Source organism: Pantoea sp. X85 (assembly GCF_029623675.1).
In the GTDB taxonomy this organism is placed as follows: domain Bacteria; phylum Pseudomonadota; class Gammaproteobacteria; order Enterobacterales; family Enterobacteriaceae; genus Pantoea; species Pantoea leporis.
Genome location: NZ_CP121108.1, coordinates 4102521 through 4116444, shown reverse-complemented (window position 1 = coordinate 4116444; position 13924 = coordinate 4102521). Strand labels below are relative to the sequence as shown.

Here is a 13924-nt window from a genome sequence, read left to right as displayed (position 1 = left end):
TGCGCAGATTACGCATGTCTCTAATTAGCGTGGAAAACGATTACTGATAATCCAGGCTAAAGTCGACGGTGCTTTGAAATACCCCCGGTGTGATGGTTGCAGAGGCACCATCACCCTGCAGATATGCAGAGAACGACAAAGTGTTGCTACCATTCTGCAGAGTCATGGTTGATGGCTGACCCAATTTAATTAGCTGGCCTGAGCCATCTGTCAGGCCAATGCTGGCACCGCTAGCGGTACCGGTCATGCCAATTAGAGTCGGTACGGCAGCAGAGGCCTGTCCGGTAAAGGTCACACTCACATCTTTACCTGCGGTGAAATCGCAATTCTCCAGTTTGATGTTGAAGGGTACCGGTGTTGATTTACCACCCGCTGCCAACTGCTTTTTCGATACCTGACCCAGATCAATGGTTTGATCCTGCGAGCCTGGGTTGATTGAACAAGGTGCATCAATAATTGAGCCCTTAATGGTGACAGTACCTGCACCCTGGCTATTGACAGCGTTAGCCAGGCTGGCGGTCATCATCAATCCCAAGCCGAGTGCGACTGACATCTTGTTAAATCTCATAATATTTACCTGTTCCTATATGGGTGTTTGAAGGCGCAAAGGAAAAGAACCGCGACAGTGATGAGCATAAAATTCGCTTTCCTTAAACGATCCATTGCATGTGCACGAATTGAAGGGCGACAGGTTTCTCGAAAAAATTAATAGGAAAAGTAAAATATTACGATCACGAGTAATATTCAGAAAAACAGGGTCTTTTTCTTTTCATCCTTAGGGCATTAATAAGTTTTGTGCTAGAGATATTAAGGAGAAAATTTCAAATTAGAGACATTTCTTATACACGGAAAAGAAAATGTCTTATTTAAAATGAAATAAGGCGTTGCCTGATGATGAACATTTTTTTCATGTATAGCTTTCGCTACCTGGTACAGGGGATATTTACGAAGAATTGATCAGGGCGAATATCTTTTGGATCCCTAACTGTTATTTTATGCATAATTTCCCGATCTTAATCTGATGCTTACCAAAGAGAATAAATTCTATGACACATAAACGTTTGCTGGATTGCTCAGCTTCCGAGCTGCTGCCGATGGATAAAGATGCGTTGATATATGCTGTGCGTGCCAGCGAAGGGCGGGTGGTAGTCAGCGAAACTATCGGCATGACTTCACCCTTGCTGCATAATATTACTAACGCCGAATTGGCGGCCTCTCAGGGGGCTGATATTGTATTAATCAACATGTTCGACAGTGAAAATCCTATTATTCATGGCATGCCCGCAAACATTGCGCCGGAGCAAACTTTACATGAATTATGCCGGCTGACCGGGCGTATTATTGGGGTCAATCTTGAAGCGGTAGATCCTGATTTTAATGCCACGCATCTTGATGAATTACAAATGATGCCAGGGCGCGCGGCAACAGCGGAAAACGCCTGCCGTTTGGTGCAAATGGGATCCAAAATTTTGGTTCTCACGGGCAATCCTAATAACGGCGTAAGCAATCGTGCATTGGCTAAAGCGGCGAAAATGATTCGCGAGGCGGTTGGTAACAGCGCACTCATTATCACCGGTAAGATGCATGGTGCTGGCATTGTTCAGGAGAGTGGCAGCGGCATCCTCACCGAGCAAGATATTGCTGAGTTCGTGCATCAAGGGGTTGATGTGGTGTTAGTGCCTGCACCCGGCACACTACCGGGTATGAGTCAGCAGAAAGTTACCTCACTCATTGAATGTATTCATTCGCATGGCGCTTTGGCGATGACAGCGATCGGGACATCGCAAGAGGGGGCAGATGTGAATACCATTCGTCAAATCGCGTTAATGAGTAAGATGGCGGGCGCAGATCTTCATCATATTGGTGACACCGGTTACATCGGGATGGCATTGCCTGAAAATATCATGGCTTACAGCATTGCCATTCGCGGTATCCGACATACTTACACGCGCATGGCACGCTCAATAAATCGTTAACCCACATTAATCGTCAAGCCCGTAGGATGACGGACTTGACGTTATTAATGGAGGGCGTGATCACTCGATGTTCTGAATCTGATTATTGAGTATCTACCATGAGGCCCTTCTACTGCTAGCTTATGGTGTTGAGTATTTTTAAGGGGGTACACTCTTGTGTACACGTTAAAAACTAGTGCCCTATGGTTTTGATGATAATCTGATCTGCCCCATAAGTACGCACGAATAATGCGTACCATCACTGCGTACCAAAGTGCGTACTGCTCGCCGCGCTCCCCACTCTTACCTTTACACGTCACCTCAGAGATTCGCCGGTTTCACTCATTACCCCGGGGTTTTTGGTGCTCCAAGGCACCAAGTCTGTAAAGGTGAATAAAAGTAAATGTGGGCTCAACGCATAATTGTGTTCGCGTGCCTATGTAGATAATTGGTCGTTATGCTGGAAACCGGCGTGGAAACCACGAAATGGAAACCGACTGTTTTGGTGGATACCGGTATGGATACCTTGCTAACTGGATACCATCATCAATGTTTATTTTTAGAAGCCTTCCATCAAAGCAGGGGGCTCACCCCTAGTGAAACCGCCGGTTAATCGATCTCATGGTGCCTGAGCTTCCAAAGCATTCCAAAGTTTTAGCTGATAGATGGGCGCATCCGATGATGGGGTGTGCGTTACTTTGGGTAACTCACAAATTGGGACGCGACAATCTTGGGAACCGTGCTGATCACAGCATGGGCAAGCACTCCTCACTGTAGCGGTTTTTAATCCGTCCAGGCCTGTCCATAATTTCAGGTGGTGGATAGTCATTCCACCAGCTAATGGGGGCGTGACTTTTAAGTCACCAAAGTGTGAAAAGGCACTTTGCTTACAATGGGGTTACCCTTGCGCCAAGCTGTATGAATCGACCCGTACCAAAAAGGTGGATCATCAGGGGTAGTGGTTACCAAACCCGGTTACTGGTTACCACGTTTGGTTACTATTTCTCGCGCACATTATATAGGCAAAAACATGTCGTTCAGTTGGTTCAGTTGGTTCAATTCGTAAAGGTAATTGTTTTAAAAGGATTAATTTCAAAAAAGTAAACCAACACAACCCCGAATTGAACCAACAACGGAGGCATTCTGAACCAACATATTTTAATGTCTTACACTGTCTTACAGTGATAAAATAGCCGCCTGTTCCTCCAGCATGGTGTGTTATGAGCAAATCCCTATCCGTTACCTTCCGAGTGCCCGCTGAATTAAGCGAGGCTTTTACTGGCGCAGTGAGTGCTGCTGGTGGAGATAAAACCGCCTGGCTAGTCGATGCCATCAGGCAGAAGCTGAACCTGCCTGAGAGCAATCCTGATGCGCGTATGATGGCGCTGGTGGAAAGAATGGAAGTAGCAGCGGCTGCTCTCATTGGTGGGAAGCGGGGGATACCTCCTTTACCATACGATGAGCCAGCAGTTATGCGCATTGTTGAAGATGCTATTGCGCAGGGGTTCGATAACGGGCGCATCATCGCTGAGCGGCTCAATGATGCTGGCTATCAGACTAAAGCAGGAAAGGCGTGGGACAAGGATATTTACAGCGCTTGGAAGCGCAAACGATAAGGGCTCACTTGCATGAGCCCTTTTTCTAGAGTGCTACCGGCTTTGGTATATTTTCTTGAGCAAAATTTTGGAAATTTATACTCGGCAGCAAAATCGGTTGATGCCCACTACTGATGAGCAGGTTAGCCAGGAACGCCCTTAAAAAAGGGAATGCTATGGCTGGAGCGTTAACCACAGGAAACTTGGAGGTGCGAAATCCATCGTCAATATCTGAGTCAGTTACAAAGTAGCTATGAAAATCCACTCTAAGATATTTTTTATCTGCAGTTATGTATTCAAAATCGAATAATATTTTGAATTGCCTAGGGTTTTCCTCTAAGAAAACAGGTTCAAAGTTCAAATTGAAGTCGGAGCTCAAGGTTTGATCCTCTTCAGCATCAACCAAAATCAACTGATTAACCTTGTTTTCACTTAATGAAAGCTTCATGGCTATGCCGCTTCACCCATGTCATAAGCTTCCGAAGAAAAGGTAATATTTCCTCGGGTTGGAGCATCGAGATTGCTAGGCTCGATGACAATAACACTTTCAGACACTGAGACTACGTGCGCAGCCAAGGATGGTCCGAAAGCTGGGAATCCTGATAGCTCCGCAAAGAGAGATTCCGGTGTATGTTCTTCAAGCGCTGCGTCTAACAAAGCCATTCTTTCTTCAAAGGAAAGCATAATTTCCTCCTGATATTATTTTTTGTACTCTTGTGGGGACACGAAACATGTGAAAGTGATTCTGTCCCTTGCGTGAGCAAAAACGCACATTTGTTGCCTTGTTGCTAAACAAAGTTCTTCACGGCGATACTTGGTAAAGAGCATGCTTTTGAAGAAGCCCACTTTAGCGTTGTCTTGTGCTTTGACAGCTAAGTAAGGGAAAAGTCCCGACGACTTAGACTGCCCTTCTAGTTTCCTGAAGTATGCTATCACTTGACTTACAGTAACCTTAGCAACATCACGAACTTTAAGATGTTTCGCAACACGATTACGCATAGTTTGAAATTCAAACATCTGACGCGTATTGCCAACCAAGTCTAGCAGCTCATCATCCTCATGAAACGTGATGGTGAATTCACTGATAGTTGTCTTCTGACCTAGATTCCACCTTTCAGCCCAGTAGAGCGAATCAGTCCAGAAGTAATAACCTTGAGTAAGCCATTGATTATCACCGCCGCCGCTTAAGAAAGGGACGCTGCTGCGAAGATGATCATAGCCTCCTTCATCACGACAGTTGTGATATCCAACGTGAGTTTGGCGACCCATGCGTAACAGTACCACCAGCTAATTCGTTGATTTAATTAGTGTTGACTTTTCTTTAAGACAACTCCTAATTCATTGGGTGCGAATTATACACTTTTTCATCACATAGCCAATGTATGTTTAACAGGCACTTTTAACGCCCATACATGCTTAACATCAACATACTATGTAGAAGGCTAAAATCCAAAAACTTGCCGCACTCTAGATAATTTCGGCACGTTAATCTTAATCTTTAGGTTAAAACTTAGCGTTTGTATAACCTTTACCCTTACCTAATAGTGCGTTAACTCGAAATTTTTTTGAGTCAGGGAGATTATTTCAAGGTCGACCCAATCATAGCCTAGCCAATACTGTTGCGCCTTTTAGCGTTGGTGCTTCGCTGTTTGAGCACCTCTTCCAGCCGCTTAGCAGCGTCGTTTCTGTTTGATCTGATCACATCAGTTTGAGAAGGCTCTGCTGATTGGGTTGGTGAAAAATTCCGTGATGTTAGCTGGTCAGTTTGTCCATGCCTTAAAGCAGCTATGCAGTCTTCTCGAGTAAAGAGGTAACGTGAGTTTTCTTTATCGCTTATCTTAATGGCGCGCAATCTGCCGGTTTTTACCCACTGACTAACGGTGGCGGTTGAGATGCCTAAGATTACCGCGGCTTCTTTTCTGGTAAGAGTGAGCTTTTCCAGTTTCATAAGGTTTCTCACTTGAATACATCGTCACAACATGGGTTTATAGTTGATAGGACGGTAACGTTACAGTTAGCTAATTATACTTTTGTAGAATTAGCCTTTCGGTGACAATAACCGCCTTCTTGGTGGTTTCTGCCATTTAAACTCTGGCGCCGTCATTCGCTGTCGATGGCGTTCTTTAGCCTGTAGAGCCTGTGCCACGCTGGTACGGATCGTATAGAGGGTATGCCTATCCAGCGGTTCGCCATTCTGGCGGGCAATACGTAGCAACGTCATCTCAATCTTATATCGGTTAATCATTTCGCACGCGCCTGTTTACAGTGAACGTTAAGTCATTCTTTATGCTAAATGCGGCTGGTGGCGTCAACTTCATCTCTTCGACATATGTGGAATCATACATTTAGTTAGTTCAAGACTGCTTTTTACATCTCAGGGGTGTTATTTTCCATCTATAGTGAAATTCAATTGACCATATGGGAGTTCATGTGCACTATAGGTGGGTAAATTGAATCTATGGCTAACTAAATTCCATCTGGGGGTAATAATGAAGGTCACTCAAGAGCGCATTGATGAAGTTGCCGATATATTGAATCGTGAAATCTATGAAGCAACGTTTGGTGGGAAAACTCGTGGTCGATTCATTATCGATAGAGAGCAAATGAGGGACTTGCTGGGAACGTCAAAACTTCATGAAACTACTTTGGCAAAACTTTATGTTGCGTGCTTAGATATTGACTTGGTAATGATTGATTTAGATGGGGTTTTTGCTTTTATTGAGGCTGGTTTAGTTCGTAAATACCGTAAGGCGCCTGTGAGGGTCACTAAGGCTTTTGAATGTAATAAAAATCAAAATGTGGACGCTTTTGATGAAGATGAAGACGATTGAATTGCAAGCCCAATTGAAGCCTACCTAACTTGCATGGAGCAATTTTCCTGCATTAAAAAACCGCCCGAGGGCGGTTTAATTAATGGGTGGGAGATATCAGTCTTCACCTTTCTCCATCTGCTTTATAACGTCATCGTGTGCTGCGTCCCAATTATCATCGTCATTTTCATAACCATAATCAGGAACAAAATCTTCGTCGTCTTCTTCTGAATCGTCTTCGATCTCTTCGTCATCTAACTCTTCATCATCAAACTGGTCGTCATCATAATCTGTCATAAGGCACCTGCTGTTTTAGACTAAGTTTAAATCAACGTGAAGCTGTCAAATGTTATCACAGCAGATTAGATAATCGCGATGTGTGCACTTAATGATCACTAAGAGTTTTTTTATGCAGTTGCCAACGTCGATATCCTTCCAACTGGCGGGCTTTGCCTTCAGCCGTTCGTGCGCCGGTACTATGGCCGCCGTGAAATTTGCAGCGACCATTTGCGCTGATGTCAGTGCGCTTGCACGGAGTTCCCGCTCTGGTCTTAGCTGCGCATGGGATGTGGCGTAATTCTTCCTGAATCGGCTCATGGATAGGCTTTAATTCGTGTCGATACCCTGACTCCTGCCATCGGTCAAATCGCTCTCTGCTGCGCTGGTGATAGGCTTTCAGCTGCTTAAGTAGTGCTGCCCTGCTGTCCATCTCGTTTCGCCTCAAAGTTAACTTTTGTCAGGTATTCATGGGGTAGGGCAATGCGTGCGAACTTTAGCCGCGAACCACAGTGCGAACTTGGCGTTGTTCACGCTCTAATTTTTCAGCGATCGCCTGACGCACAAACTCAGCCCGGTTACCAAAGCAGGGATGACTGTAATCGCCGCCACGGCGTTTAATCATGCTATCCAGCTTATCTACCAGCTCACATTCAACGGTTACTATCAGGCGGCTGGTGGGCGCACCGTTAAAGTACCGGTTAACCTGCTTTTTGATGCTTGAAGCCATGTTTTTAACCTTCATTTGGCGGCCGATTTTGTTCACACAGAGTGACTTTCTGTCACTTTGTCTCAGAACTCGCGCGTGCGTGCGTAATGGTGTGAAAATCATCAAAGCTAATCGGCCTAACGTGTCCTGAAATCATCACTGACTCTTCCCATAGCTTGACCAAACTCAACATGATCGCGTCCCTGCGATCGTTCAGATTACTTTTTGTGGAGCAAGCCACCGGGGCGCTGGGCGTTCTTAATCGTTTCGATTGTTGTTTCGCGCACAATCTTTGCCAGCTCTTCAGGTGCTTTCATCTGCGCTTTTACCTCAGCTAACTCCGCCTTTAACGCTGCAAATTTCTGTTCTAAATTCATGTGATATCTCCTGATTTATTATGGAATCTGCTCAAACACAGCAGCTGGTTAGTAAGCGTCGCCGGCCAGTGAAATGATTCAGGTCGGCGATTGGGTTATCGTTTTCTGGGTAGCGTCCCTCCTGGCCTTTGCTGGTCTTGGATGGCGCGCAGTGATTGCTCATAAGCGATTTTTGCCATCTGATTAGCGAGTTCCTGTGGATCACCGGTGCTGGATTGAATGGTGAAATAGTTGTGCTGCTGAATGCCCGGGCTATTGCCTCCAGAGCCGCTAATATCCTTATTGCTGATTACCGAGCCGTTATCGCCCGGGATCATGTACTGGCTGCCGTTGCTGGCTTTGAAAATCTCCGGCTTACCGCCTTCGCCCACCCGGTACATTGAGTTAGCCAGAACAGGCCCGCCATGCTCACGCGCCCCGGCCACTGCCAATCCTTTAGAAGCCATTAATGCGGTTGAGTAGGCTGTTGAGCCTACAGTTGACGCTGCCCCCATCGTGGCGATAGAGGCGCTCATTGCTGCCGGTGCCCACATTCCAGTTGCTGCGGTTGCCTGAGTTGCTGTAGAGGTAAGCGCTGCGGTTGCCGCCACCTGACCTATCATCATGTTTTTCACATATTGAAGGCCCATCTCCACCAGTCCACTCACGACGCTATTGAGGATTGTGGTGCCGATGTTGGCGAATGCCTCACTGAGGCTCTGAGTGCCATTCAGAAGGCCGGTAATGGCATTAGTCGCGCCACCCTGAAGAGAATCAACCGCGTCAGCCAAAAGGCTGTTAGCGGCGCTCTGGTTGCGATAAATCTCCCACTGAGCCGCTATGCGCTGTTGCTCATATTGCGTGTTAGCAGCATTCATTAATGCCAGGCCATTGAGCGTGATTTGCCCCTTGGCAGTTTCGAACTCCTGTATCAATGCGAGCTTTTTGGCGTTCTCATTAGCCAGCGCCTGAACGGGATCTATAGTGCCTTGCGCTTCCTGTAGTGGGGTAATTCCGGCATTCTGCGTTGCCCGGATTCGGGCTAAATTTACCTGGTGCTGTTGTTCCATCTGCTCGGCGGCTGTGTCGTGCTGCTTCTGCGTGATGGTCTTTTGTTCCAGCGCGATTTTGAGATCGGCAACATCTTGTTTGTATCGAGTGTTTTCTGCCTGCTCAGGAATTAGCTTCATAGCGGCCGCCTGTGCGCGGATTGCTGCGGACGTATCCCATATCTCGCCACGATACTTACCGGCAAGCGCAATCTGATCCTGAGTGGCCCCTTTTCCCAGTGACAACTGAGCCTGGAGAACGGCCTGAGCACGGCTCATCTCAGTGGTTGAGTCTGCCGATAGCTCAGATTGTTGGCGTAGATTTTCGATTTTCTGAGTTATGGATTCAGTTTGCGCGGCTGATTTTTTATCCTCCGCGTTGCCAGCCTTTTTTGCTGCTGTATTTTTCTGAGTGGCTGCATATTTATCCTGCAGATTCTTAATTTCCTTTCCGTCGGTCAGACCAGCATCTTCTGCGTCGTACTGCGCTTGTAGGCGGGCTCTCGCTTCACCTTCGAGCTTCGATAGCGCCAGCCTGCGTTCGGCATTTCGAATAAGATCTTGTGCTTTGCTGGATAGCTCAGGCTCTTTAGGTTTGACTCCGCCACTTACCTTGGCATTCATTTCATCCAGAACCTGCATCGTGGAGACCATCGCAGCAATAGCTGCTGAACTGGCGTTAGGTATTCTCTCCATGAGGTTGTTTGCAAGCACTTTAAAGGCGGCGTCCGACTCCCTAACTTTCTGATTTAATTCTTCCTGAATTTGTCCCTGTTTTTTGAGTGTAGAGCCCAGCAATGTTGATGTGGTATCAACATCAGATGAGGCCTTATCTAGAGCTCTCATCGAATCAGTGAGCCGCTTTTGGGCATCATTTACCACTTCAAGCGGCGCACCTGATTTCCTCAATCCATCAAGTTGGCGTTGGAACTCAGAAACACTATCTCTGGCTCTGTCTTGCTCCTTTGTCTGGTCAGCAAGCTTTTCCCTCAATGCGTCTACCGCATCGGCGGTCTTAGCAAGGTCACCTTTTAGCTGTACCTGGCTCATTTCTTTCATCTTGGAAATGACGGTATCCAGTGTGCTGGCGAATTCGATGCTTTCCTGTTTAGCCTGCTGAGCTTTCTGGTAAAAATAGAACAATCCTGCCGCCGCAATCATGGCGAAACCAGTTGGGCCACCTATTAAAGCCAGAGCGTTTCTCGCAAGGCCGCCAATGGTCGTTGTGGCTGCCGCTGCTGCTGCCGTAGCCGTGCGCGTTGCCGCCGCCTCTGCAAGCTGGGTCTCTGCGTGAGTCGCTGACATCTGGATAGCGATTGATTTCTTCGCTATCAGGTTATCGAGAGCAAAAGCCTCTGCCGCTGTTCCTCTGGCGACGTTATATTCCGCCTGAGCCAAAGCCAAATTAGATAACGCCTGCTCTTTATCGAGACCAGCCTTGATAGCTGAGACGCGTGCGGCATTCGCTGTAGCGGCAGCGGTTTCGGCTGTTGCTTTGGCCTGTGCTTTCGCCGCCAACATGTCATCAATACGAGCTTTCATTGCCAGAGCCAGCGCACCCGCAAAACGGCCGCCAAAAATGACTGCTGCGACGGCGATCGCATTCGCTACAACATCCAGATTTTGACTGAGGGAAATCACGCCCTCATTAAACACGCGAATTGAAGTGGAAACGCTTGAACTTTCCCCAACGAACTTAGTGATGTTGTTGGTGGCGATCGTGAATGCCTGGCCCATTGTAACGGTGGTGTTTGCAAACTCCTTGGCAATCGCTCCGCTCTGTTTTAGCAACCCATTCACAACCACTTCTGTTGTCAGCTTTCCTTGCGCCGCCATCGCTCGGAGCTGTCCAATAGTTACTCCCAGCGAATCAGCAAGCGCCACAGCTAAGCGGCTACCATTTTCTGAAATTGAATTGAACTCCTCACCGCGCAGAACGCCAGACGCGAGAGCCTGTGAAAGCTGCGTCATCGTTGAGCTGGCTTCTTCAGTGGTGGCGCCAGATACCGCTAACCCCTTGTTAATGGTTTCAGTCAGCGTGATGAGATCTTGCGTGCTAGTGCCGGCGCTTCGAGTTGCACGCTCAAGGCGGCCATAGAGCGTTGCCGTTGCCGCCAGGCTGCTCATGGTGTTCTGAGAAATGTCGAAAACGCGCTGTGTCACCTCCGCCAGTGATTCATTGGCCCGAACGGAGTTAGCCAGTTTGTTGTTGACCGTTACCCACTCATTGCCATACGCGGCTACCTGCTGAACTGAGATAGCCGCAATCACGCTGCGAGCTACTGCGCTCAATCCTGACATTGTGCGTTGGAGTGAAGAAACAGACCTTTCAGCCCGGTTAACGCTAACGTCTAAGCGTCCGACAGTGCCGCCAAGACCATTCAAGGCCGCGTCTATTTCACGCCTGGCATCTAGCAGCCTGCGAGTATCCATATCTACTTCATAAACGAGCCTGCCTGCGTTCATCGTGCCTGCCATATCAACACCTCTTAGTGACTAACTGGCTTTGCGCCTTTAGATAGGGCGCTGCGGCTCATGGTGTCGATAACGGCGCGGCCGTGGCGAGTAATCTGGTATTCACGGCCATCTAGGGAGATTAATTTGCCAAGCATCATGTAAGCCTCGTGCTCAAAGTTCTCCCGGTTGAGGTTTTTAGCTGCAGAAATACAGTTATCCACCAGCCCTGATGCCAGTTGCTCTCTTTTCACTTCGCCGGATTGGTCATCATGGGTGACGATGGCGTTACCATTACTGCGCTGAAGATCGCGAATGTAGGTTTCTGCAATGGTTTCAGCTAAGCGTTGGAGTTGTTCCATTAAGCCTCCTGCGCCAGCTGTGCGAGTGCTTTATCCATTAGGCCGCGAGCAATAACATGAATGGTTGGAGCTACGCCTAGCACGGATTTGGCGCGCTCCTGCTCCTGAATTTTGCGGAGTGCTTCGAGTTGTTCAATGCTGAGAAGTACGGGCTTAACGCGATTCGGAATCATAATCACCTCCTGATAAATATACAGTGATTATAATTGCGTTAAATGAAATGATTAATATTTATATGCCAATTTATGAAACGATGATTTGATCGTTTCGATCGAATATTTTGCACATAAAAAACCTCGCCGAAGCGAGGTGTGGTGTGGTCGAAAAATTTTATAAGCGCTTATATAGCAAAATACAGAAGAAGGTTTATAACGAGCTTTTCTTAGCGTCCTCAATCTCCACGTTGCAAGCATCTATGTTGTCAAAATCATACTGAAGGAAAACATACCCCTTGCCAGAGCTATTGGCTCTAGCTTCCATGGATACCAATGCAAGTTTGTTTTTGAGAGGTGTTGCGGGCGATCCTTCCCATAGGGTTGAGAGGAAGCGTTCCTTTTTGTTTAGCGCCATCATCCAGTCTTGAGGTTCTTTCCAGATTGAGCCTGAAAGTAAAAAATCGGTACTTTTAGGTTTGCCATAGATTGAAGATAGAGAATCCATAAGCTCTTTGTATTTTGACTGGAGCGCAAGTCCATAGCTGTCTGTATCAATATTTTTACCTAACGCTCTGATTTGACATAGGCCAGACTTTGGCGAAATTAATAGACCAAAACCCTCAAATTCAGCGTTCTTTTTTGGTGGAGACTTTACCGTATAGAGATTTGGCACGCCCTCATAGGGCTTGAGCTCTTCACCGGTCATATCTTCGATATTCTTTTTGCTTAAACCTGATTCCAAGCCAAATGGCCCATCTCCCGGCGGAAGTAATGGCTGATTATTGCTAGTCTGAGCTGGTTTATCGATTTGCTTTGCTTCAGCAACATTGCCCTGCTTCAAATCAGATGGCATAGCGTTAGCAAGTCCATACTTGGCTGACAAATAGCGTTGTTGAAGCATCGCCATGGTTTGCTCTTGAGTTGCGATTGCTGCCAGTTTCATCGCAAGAACCAGGCCACCGCTATACTGGTTGGCTTCTGATTTAGCCTGAGAAATCTGAGCATTTAACGCATCTATTTCGCTCTTCACTGACTCAGCCGTCGCCTCATCAGGTTTTGCTCCTGGCACATCCATTGTTATTTTTGCGCCTGATTCAATAGCATCAATTCGCTGCTTAATTAGCGCCTGGTTTGTTTTGAGAACCTCCACTCTGGCGTTGATTAATGTCTTAATCAGCCCGCCAGAGTAATTCTGATTTGCGGCATTCGCAGACGAGATATCACTTTCTGTTTGTGATAATTCCATCTTGAGTTGCTCTACCTTTTGTTTCTCTTCAGGAGAAAGCTCTTTTGGGCCACATCCTGTCAAAATGAACACAAATGTAAGACATGCCAGAATAGACTTTTTCATTTCCTTGCCCCATTGAAAAAGCCACCCGAAGGTGGCTTAGGATCAGATGTGGTTTTCACATCCCATCTGTGATTTATCGATGATTTGCGTTCCCTCAACACGGAAACCGTAGGTGCCGAAGAGGAAGGCGTGGTTTAACTGGTAGATAACCACGTCACTCAATCCTACCGCACACTTATCTTTCTCAATAGCATGATCCATCGCCGTTTTAACGTTCGGAATACCTAAAGGGAAAATTACGATTGGCGCTTTATCTTCGCCGGTAACGCGAGCGCCTTTCTCAAACTTAGCTGCGTTCAGATTGTAGTTTTTGGTACTTGCGACAGTCATATCAGCAACACGCACAGTACATCCCGAAAGTAACAGCGCCCCAAGCGCCACTGCCAAAACCTTTTTCATTATTTATATTTCCATTAATTGCAATCGGAAACATCCTATCAATAATTGTTAACATTGCAATTGTTGTTACGCCTTTGTTTTCCGGTCTTACTCGATGGATAACTCACTTAGTTTTTAATCTGAATGCCTCGCCGCCCGGCTTAGCTAAGCCCATCCTGCGCTGTGTATCTGCCGCCGCTTTGGTCACATCACCAAATGACTCGATAATCACAGCACGCTTAACGCGCTTAGCCAGACATTCATTACGCCGGTTTCTGAGCCATTCACGACCGGATTCAGTGTCACATTGGTCAAACACTTCCAGCCAGCGAGAGGCCGCTCTTCTGTACAGGCCTTTCGCCTCAAGCTCTTCTGCTTTTTTGTCATTTACCATGCGCGGCATCCTGAATAAACATGTTTTACGCTGAGTTTGTTGGTTCAAAACAGCCATTTGTTGGTTCAGTGTTGGTTCAG

18 protein-coding genes are annotated in these 13924 nt (G+C 46.9%); 3 read left to right on the top strand and 15 right to left on the bottom strand.

What is annotated here, in order from left to right:
- Positions 1-40 precede the first annotated feature (40 nt).
- Positions 41-568, bottom strand: coding sequence for a fimbrial protein (locus P6287_RS19265; protein WP_101760694.1), 528 nt, complete (start codon positions 566-568; stop codon positions 41-43).
- 478 nt (positions 569-1046) lie between these two features.
- Here P6287_RS19265 and P6287_RS19260 point away from each other — a divergent pair, with 478 nt between their 5' ends.
- Together P6287_RS19260 and P6287_RS19255 are read left to right on the top strand one after the other, a co-directional pair.
- The gene (locus tag P6287_RS19260) at positions 1047-1976 is read left to right on the top strand and encodes a haloacid dehalogenase-like hydrolase (RefSeq protein WP_277974282.1); all 930 of its coding nucleotides are present in this window, start codon (positions 1047-1049) and stop codon (positions 1974-1976) included.
- A gap of 1199 nt (positions 1977-3175) precedes the next feature.
- Positions 3176-3571, top strand: coding sequence for a hypothetical protein (locus tag P6287_RS19255; protein WP_277974281.1), 396 nt, complete (start codon positions 3176-3178; stop codon positions 3569-3571).
- Positions 3572-3596: 25 nt separating this feature from the next.
- Here the strand turns inward: P6287_RS19255 and P6287_RS19250 are convergent, their stop codons facing one another.
- The 4 genes from P6287_RS19250 to P6287_RS19235 form a co-directional block, all read right to left on the bottom strand.
- On the bottom strand, positions 3597-3998 hold the full coding sequence (locus P6287_RS19250) for a protein-export chaperone SecB (RefSeq protein ID WP_277974280.1): 402 nt from the start codon (positions 3996-3998) through the stop codon (positions 3597-3599).
- A 2-nt stretch (positions 3999-4000) separates the two neighbouring features.
- The gene (locus P6287_RS19245) at positions 4001-4234 is read right to left on the bottom strand and encodes a hypothetical protein (RefSeq protein ID WP_277974279.1); all 234 of its coding nucleotides are present in this window, start codon (positions 4232-4234) and stop codon (positions 4001-4003) included.
- A gap of 15 nt (positions 4235-4249) precedes the next feature.
- Positions 4250-4819: a hypothetical protein gene (locus tag P6287_RS19240; protein WP_277974278.1), complete on the bottom strand. Its 570-nt coding sequence runs from the start codon at positions 4817-4819 to the stop codon at positions 4250-4252.
- A 337-nt stretch (positions 4820-5156) separates the two neighbouring features.
- The gene (locus P6287_RS19235) at positions 5157-5498 is read right to left on the bottom strand and encodes a helix-turn-helix domain-containing protein (RefSeq protein WP_277974277.1); all 342 of its coding nucleotides are present in this window, start codon (positions 5496-5498) and stop codon (positions 5157-5159) included.
- A 541-nt stretch (positions 5499-6039) separates the two neighbouring features.
- Between P6287_RS19235 and P6287_RS19225 the strand changes: the two genes are divergently transcribed.
- Entirely contained in the window at positions 6040-6381 is a 342-nt protein-coding gene (locus P6287_RS19225; RefSeq protein WP_277974275.1) for a hypothetical protein, read from the top strand.
- Between the two features lie 96 nt (positions 6382-6477).
- On the opposite strand, the gene P6287_RS19220 is transcribed toward P6287_RS19225, so the two are convergent.
- The 10 genes from P6287_RS19220 to P6287_RS19175 all read right to left on the bottom strand — a co-directional run bounded on the left by P6287_RS19220 (position 6478) and on the right by P6287_RS19175 (position 13844).
- Complete coding sequence (locus tag P6287_RS19220) at positions 6478-6657, bottom strand: hypothetical protein (protein ID WP_277974274.1); 180 nt, start codon at positions 6655-6657, stop codon at positions 6478-6480.
- 88 nt (positions 6658-6745) lie between these two features.
- Entirely contained in the window at positions 6746-7069 is a 324-nt protein-coding gene (locus tag P6287_RS19215; protein WP_277974273.1) for an HGGxSTG domain-containing protein, read from the bottom strand.
- 63 nt (positions 7070-7132) lie between these two features.
- A complete protein-coding gene (locus P6287_RS19210; protein ID WP_277974272.1) occupies positions 7133-7402 on the bottom strand; it encodes a ribbon-helix-helix domain-containing protein in 270 nt (89 codons plus the stop codon).
- 161 nt (positions 7403-7563) lie between these two features.
- On the bottom strand, positions 7564-7722 hold the full coding sequence (locus tag P6287_RS19205) for a hypothetical protein (RefSeq protein ID WP_277974271.1): 159 nt from the start codon (positions 7720-7722) through the stop codon (positions 7564-7566).
- A 95-nt stretch (positions 7723-7817) separates the two neighbouring features.
- Positions 7818-11228, bottom strand: a complete 3411-nt coding sequence (locus P6287_RS19200; RefSeq protein ID WP_277974270.1) for a tape measure protein — start codon at positions 11226-11228, stop codon at positions 7818-7820.
- Between the two features lie 11 nt (positions 11229-11239).
- Positions 11240-11566, bottom strand: a complete 327-nt coding sequence (locus tag P6287_RS19195) for a hypothetical protein (RefSeq protein ID WP_277974269.1) — start codon at positions 11564-11566, stop codon at positions 11240-11242.
- Complete coding sequence (locus P6287_RS19190; RefSeq protein ID WP_277974268.1) at positions 11566-11739, bottom strand: hypothetical protein; 174 nt, start codon at positions 11737-11739, stop codon at positions 11566-11568. Before P6287_RS19190 ends, P6287_RS19195 begins: the two co-directional genes overlap by 1 nt.
- A gap of 193 nt (positions 11740-11932) precedes the next feature.
- The gene (locus P6287_RS19185) at positions 11933-13072 is read right to left on the bottom strand and encodes a hypothetical protein (protein WP_277974267.1); all 1140 of its coding nucleotides are present in this window, start codon (positions 13070-13072) and stop codon (positions 11933-11935) included.
- A 42-nt stretch (positions 13073-13114) separates the two neighbouring features.
- On the bottom strand, positions 13115-13471 hold the full coding sequence (locus tag P6287_RS19180; RefSeq protein WP_033752613.1) for a hypothetical protein: 357 nt from the start codon (positions 13469-13471) through the stop codon (positions 13115-13117).
- A gap of 103 nt (positions 13472-13574) precedes the next feature.
- Complete coding sequence (locus P6287_RS19175; RefSeq protein ID WP_277974266.1) at positions 13575-13844, bottom strand: PerC family transcriptional regulator; 270 nt, start codon at positions 13842-13844, stop codon at positions 13575-13577.
- Between the last annotated feature and the right edge of the window lie 80 nt (positions 13845-13924).

Bases quoted from the DNA above. Each gene is read 5' to 3' on its own strand.
- P6287_RS19225 (WP_277974275.1), top strand. From the start codon at position 6,040: ATGAAGGTCACTCAAGAGCGCATTGATGAAGTTGCCGATATATTGAAT.
- P6287_RS19205 (WP_277974271.1), bottom strand. From the start codon at position 7,722: ATGAATTTAGAACAGAAATTTGCAGCGTTAAAGGCGGAGTTAGCTGAG.
- P6287_RS19265 (WP_101760694.1), bottom strand. From the start codon at position 568: ATGAGATTTAACAAGATGTCAGTCGCACTCGGCTTGGGATTGATGATG.
- P6287_RS19200 (WP_277974270.1), bottom strand. From the start codon at position 11,228: ATGGCAGGCACGATGAACGCAGGCAGGCTCGTTTATGAAGTAGATATG.
- P6287_RS19245 (WP_277974279.1), bottom strand. From the start codon at position 4,234: ATGCTTTCCTTTGAAGAAAGAATGGCTTTGTTAGACGCAGCGCTTGAA.
- P6287_RS19175 (WP_277974266.1), bottom strand. From the start codon at position 13,844: ATGGTAAATGACAAAAAAGCAGAAGAGCTTGAGGCGAAAGGCCTGTAC.
- P6287_RS19235 (WP_277974277.1), bottom strand. From the start codon at position 5,498: ATGAAACTGGAAAAGCTCACTCTTACCAGAAAAGAAGCCGCGGTAATC.
- P6287_RS19180 (WP_033752613.1), bottom strand. From the start codon at position 13,471: ATGAAAAAGGTTTTGGCAGTGGCGCTTGGGGCGCTGTTACTTTCGGGA.
- P6287_RS19215 (WP_277974273.1), bottom strand. From the start codon at position 7,069: ATGGACAGCAGGGCAGCACTACTTAAGCAGCTGAAAGCCTATCACCAG.
- P6287_RS19195 (WP_277974269.1), bottom strand. From the start codon at position 11,566: ATGGAACAACTCCAACGCTTAGCTGAAACCATTGCAGAAACCTACATT.
- P6287_RS19260 (WP_277974282.1), top strand. From the start codon at position 1,047: ATGACACATAAACGTTTGCTGGATTGCTCAGCTTCCGAGCTGCTGCCG.
- P6287_RS19185 (WP_277974267.1), bottom strand. From the start codon at position 13,072: ATGAAAAAGTCTATTCTGGCATGTCTTACATTTGTGTTCATTTTGACA.
- P6287_RS19190 (WP_277974268.1), bottom strand. From the start codon at position 11,739: ATGATTCCGAATCGCGTTAAGCCCGTACTTCTCAGCATTGAACAACTC.
- P6287_RS19250 (WP_277974280.1), bottom strand. From the start codon at position 3,998: ATGAAGCTTTCATTAAGTGAAAACAAGGTTAATCAGTTGATTTTGGTT.
- P6287_RS19255 (WP_277974281.1), top strand. From the start codon at position 3,176: ATGAGCAAATCCCTATCCGTTACCTTCCGAGTGCCCGCTGAATTAAGC.
- P6287_RS19240 (WP_277974278.1), bottom strand. From the start codon at position 4,819: ATGGGTCGCCAAACTCACGTTGGATATCACAACTGTCGTGATGAAGGA.
- P6287_RS19220 (WP_277974274.1), bottom strand. From the start codon at position 6,657: ATGACAGATTATGATGACGACCAGTTTGATGATGAAGAGTTAGATGAC.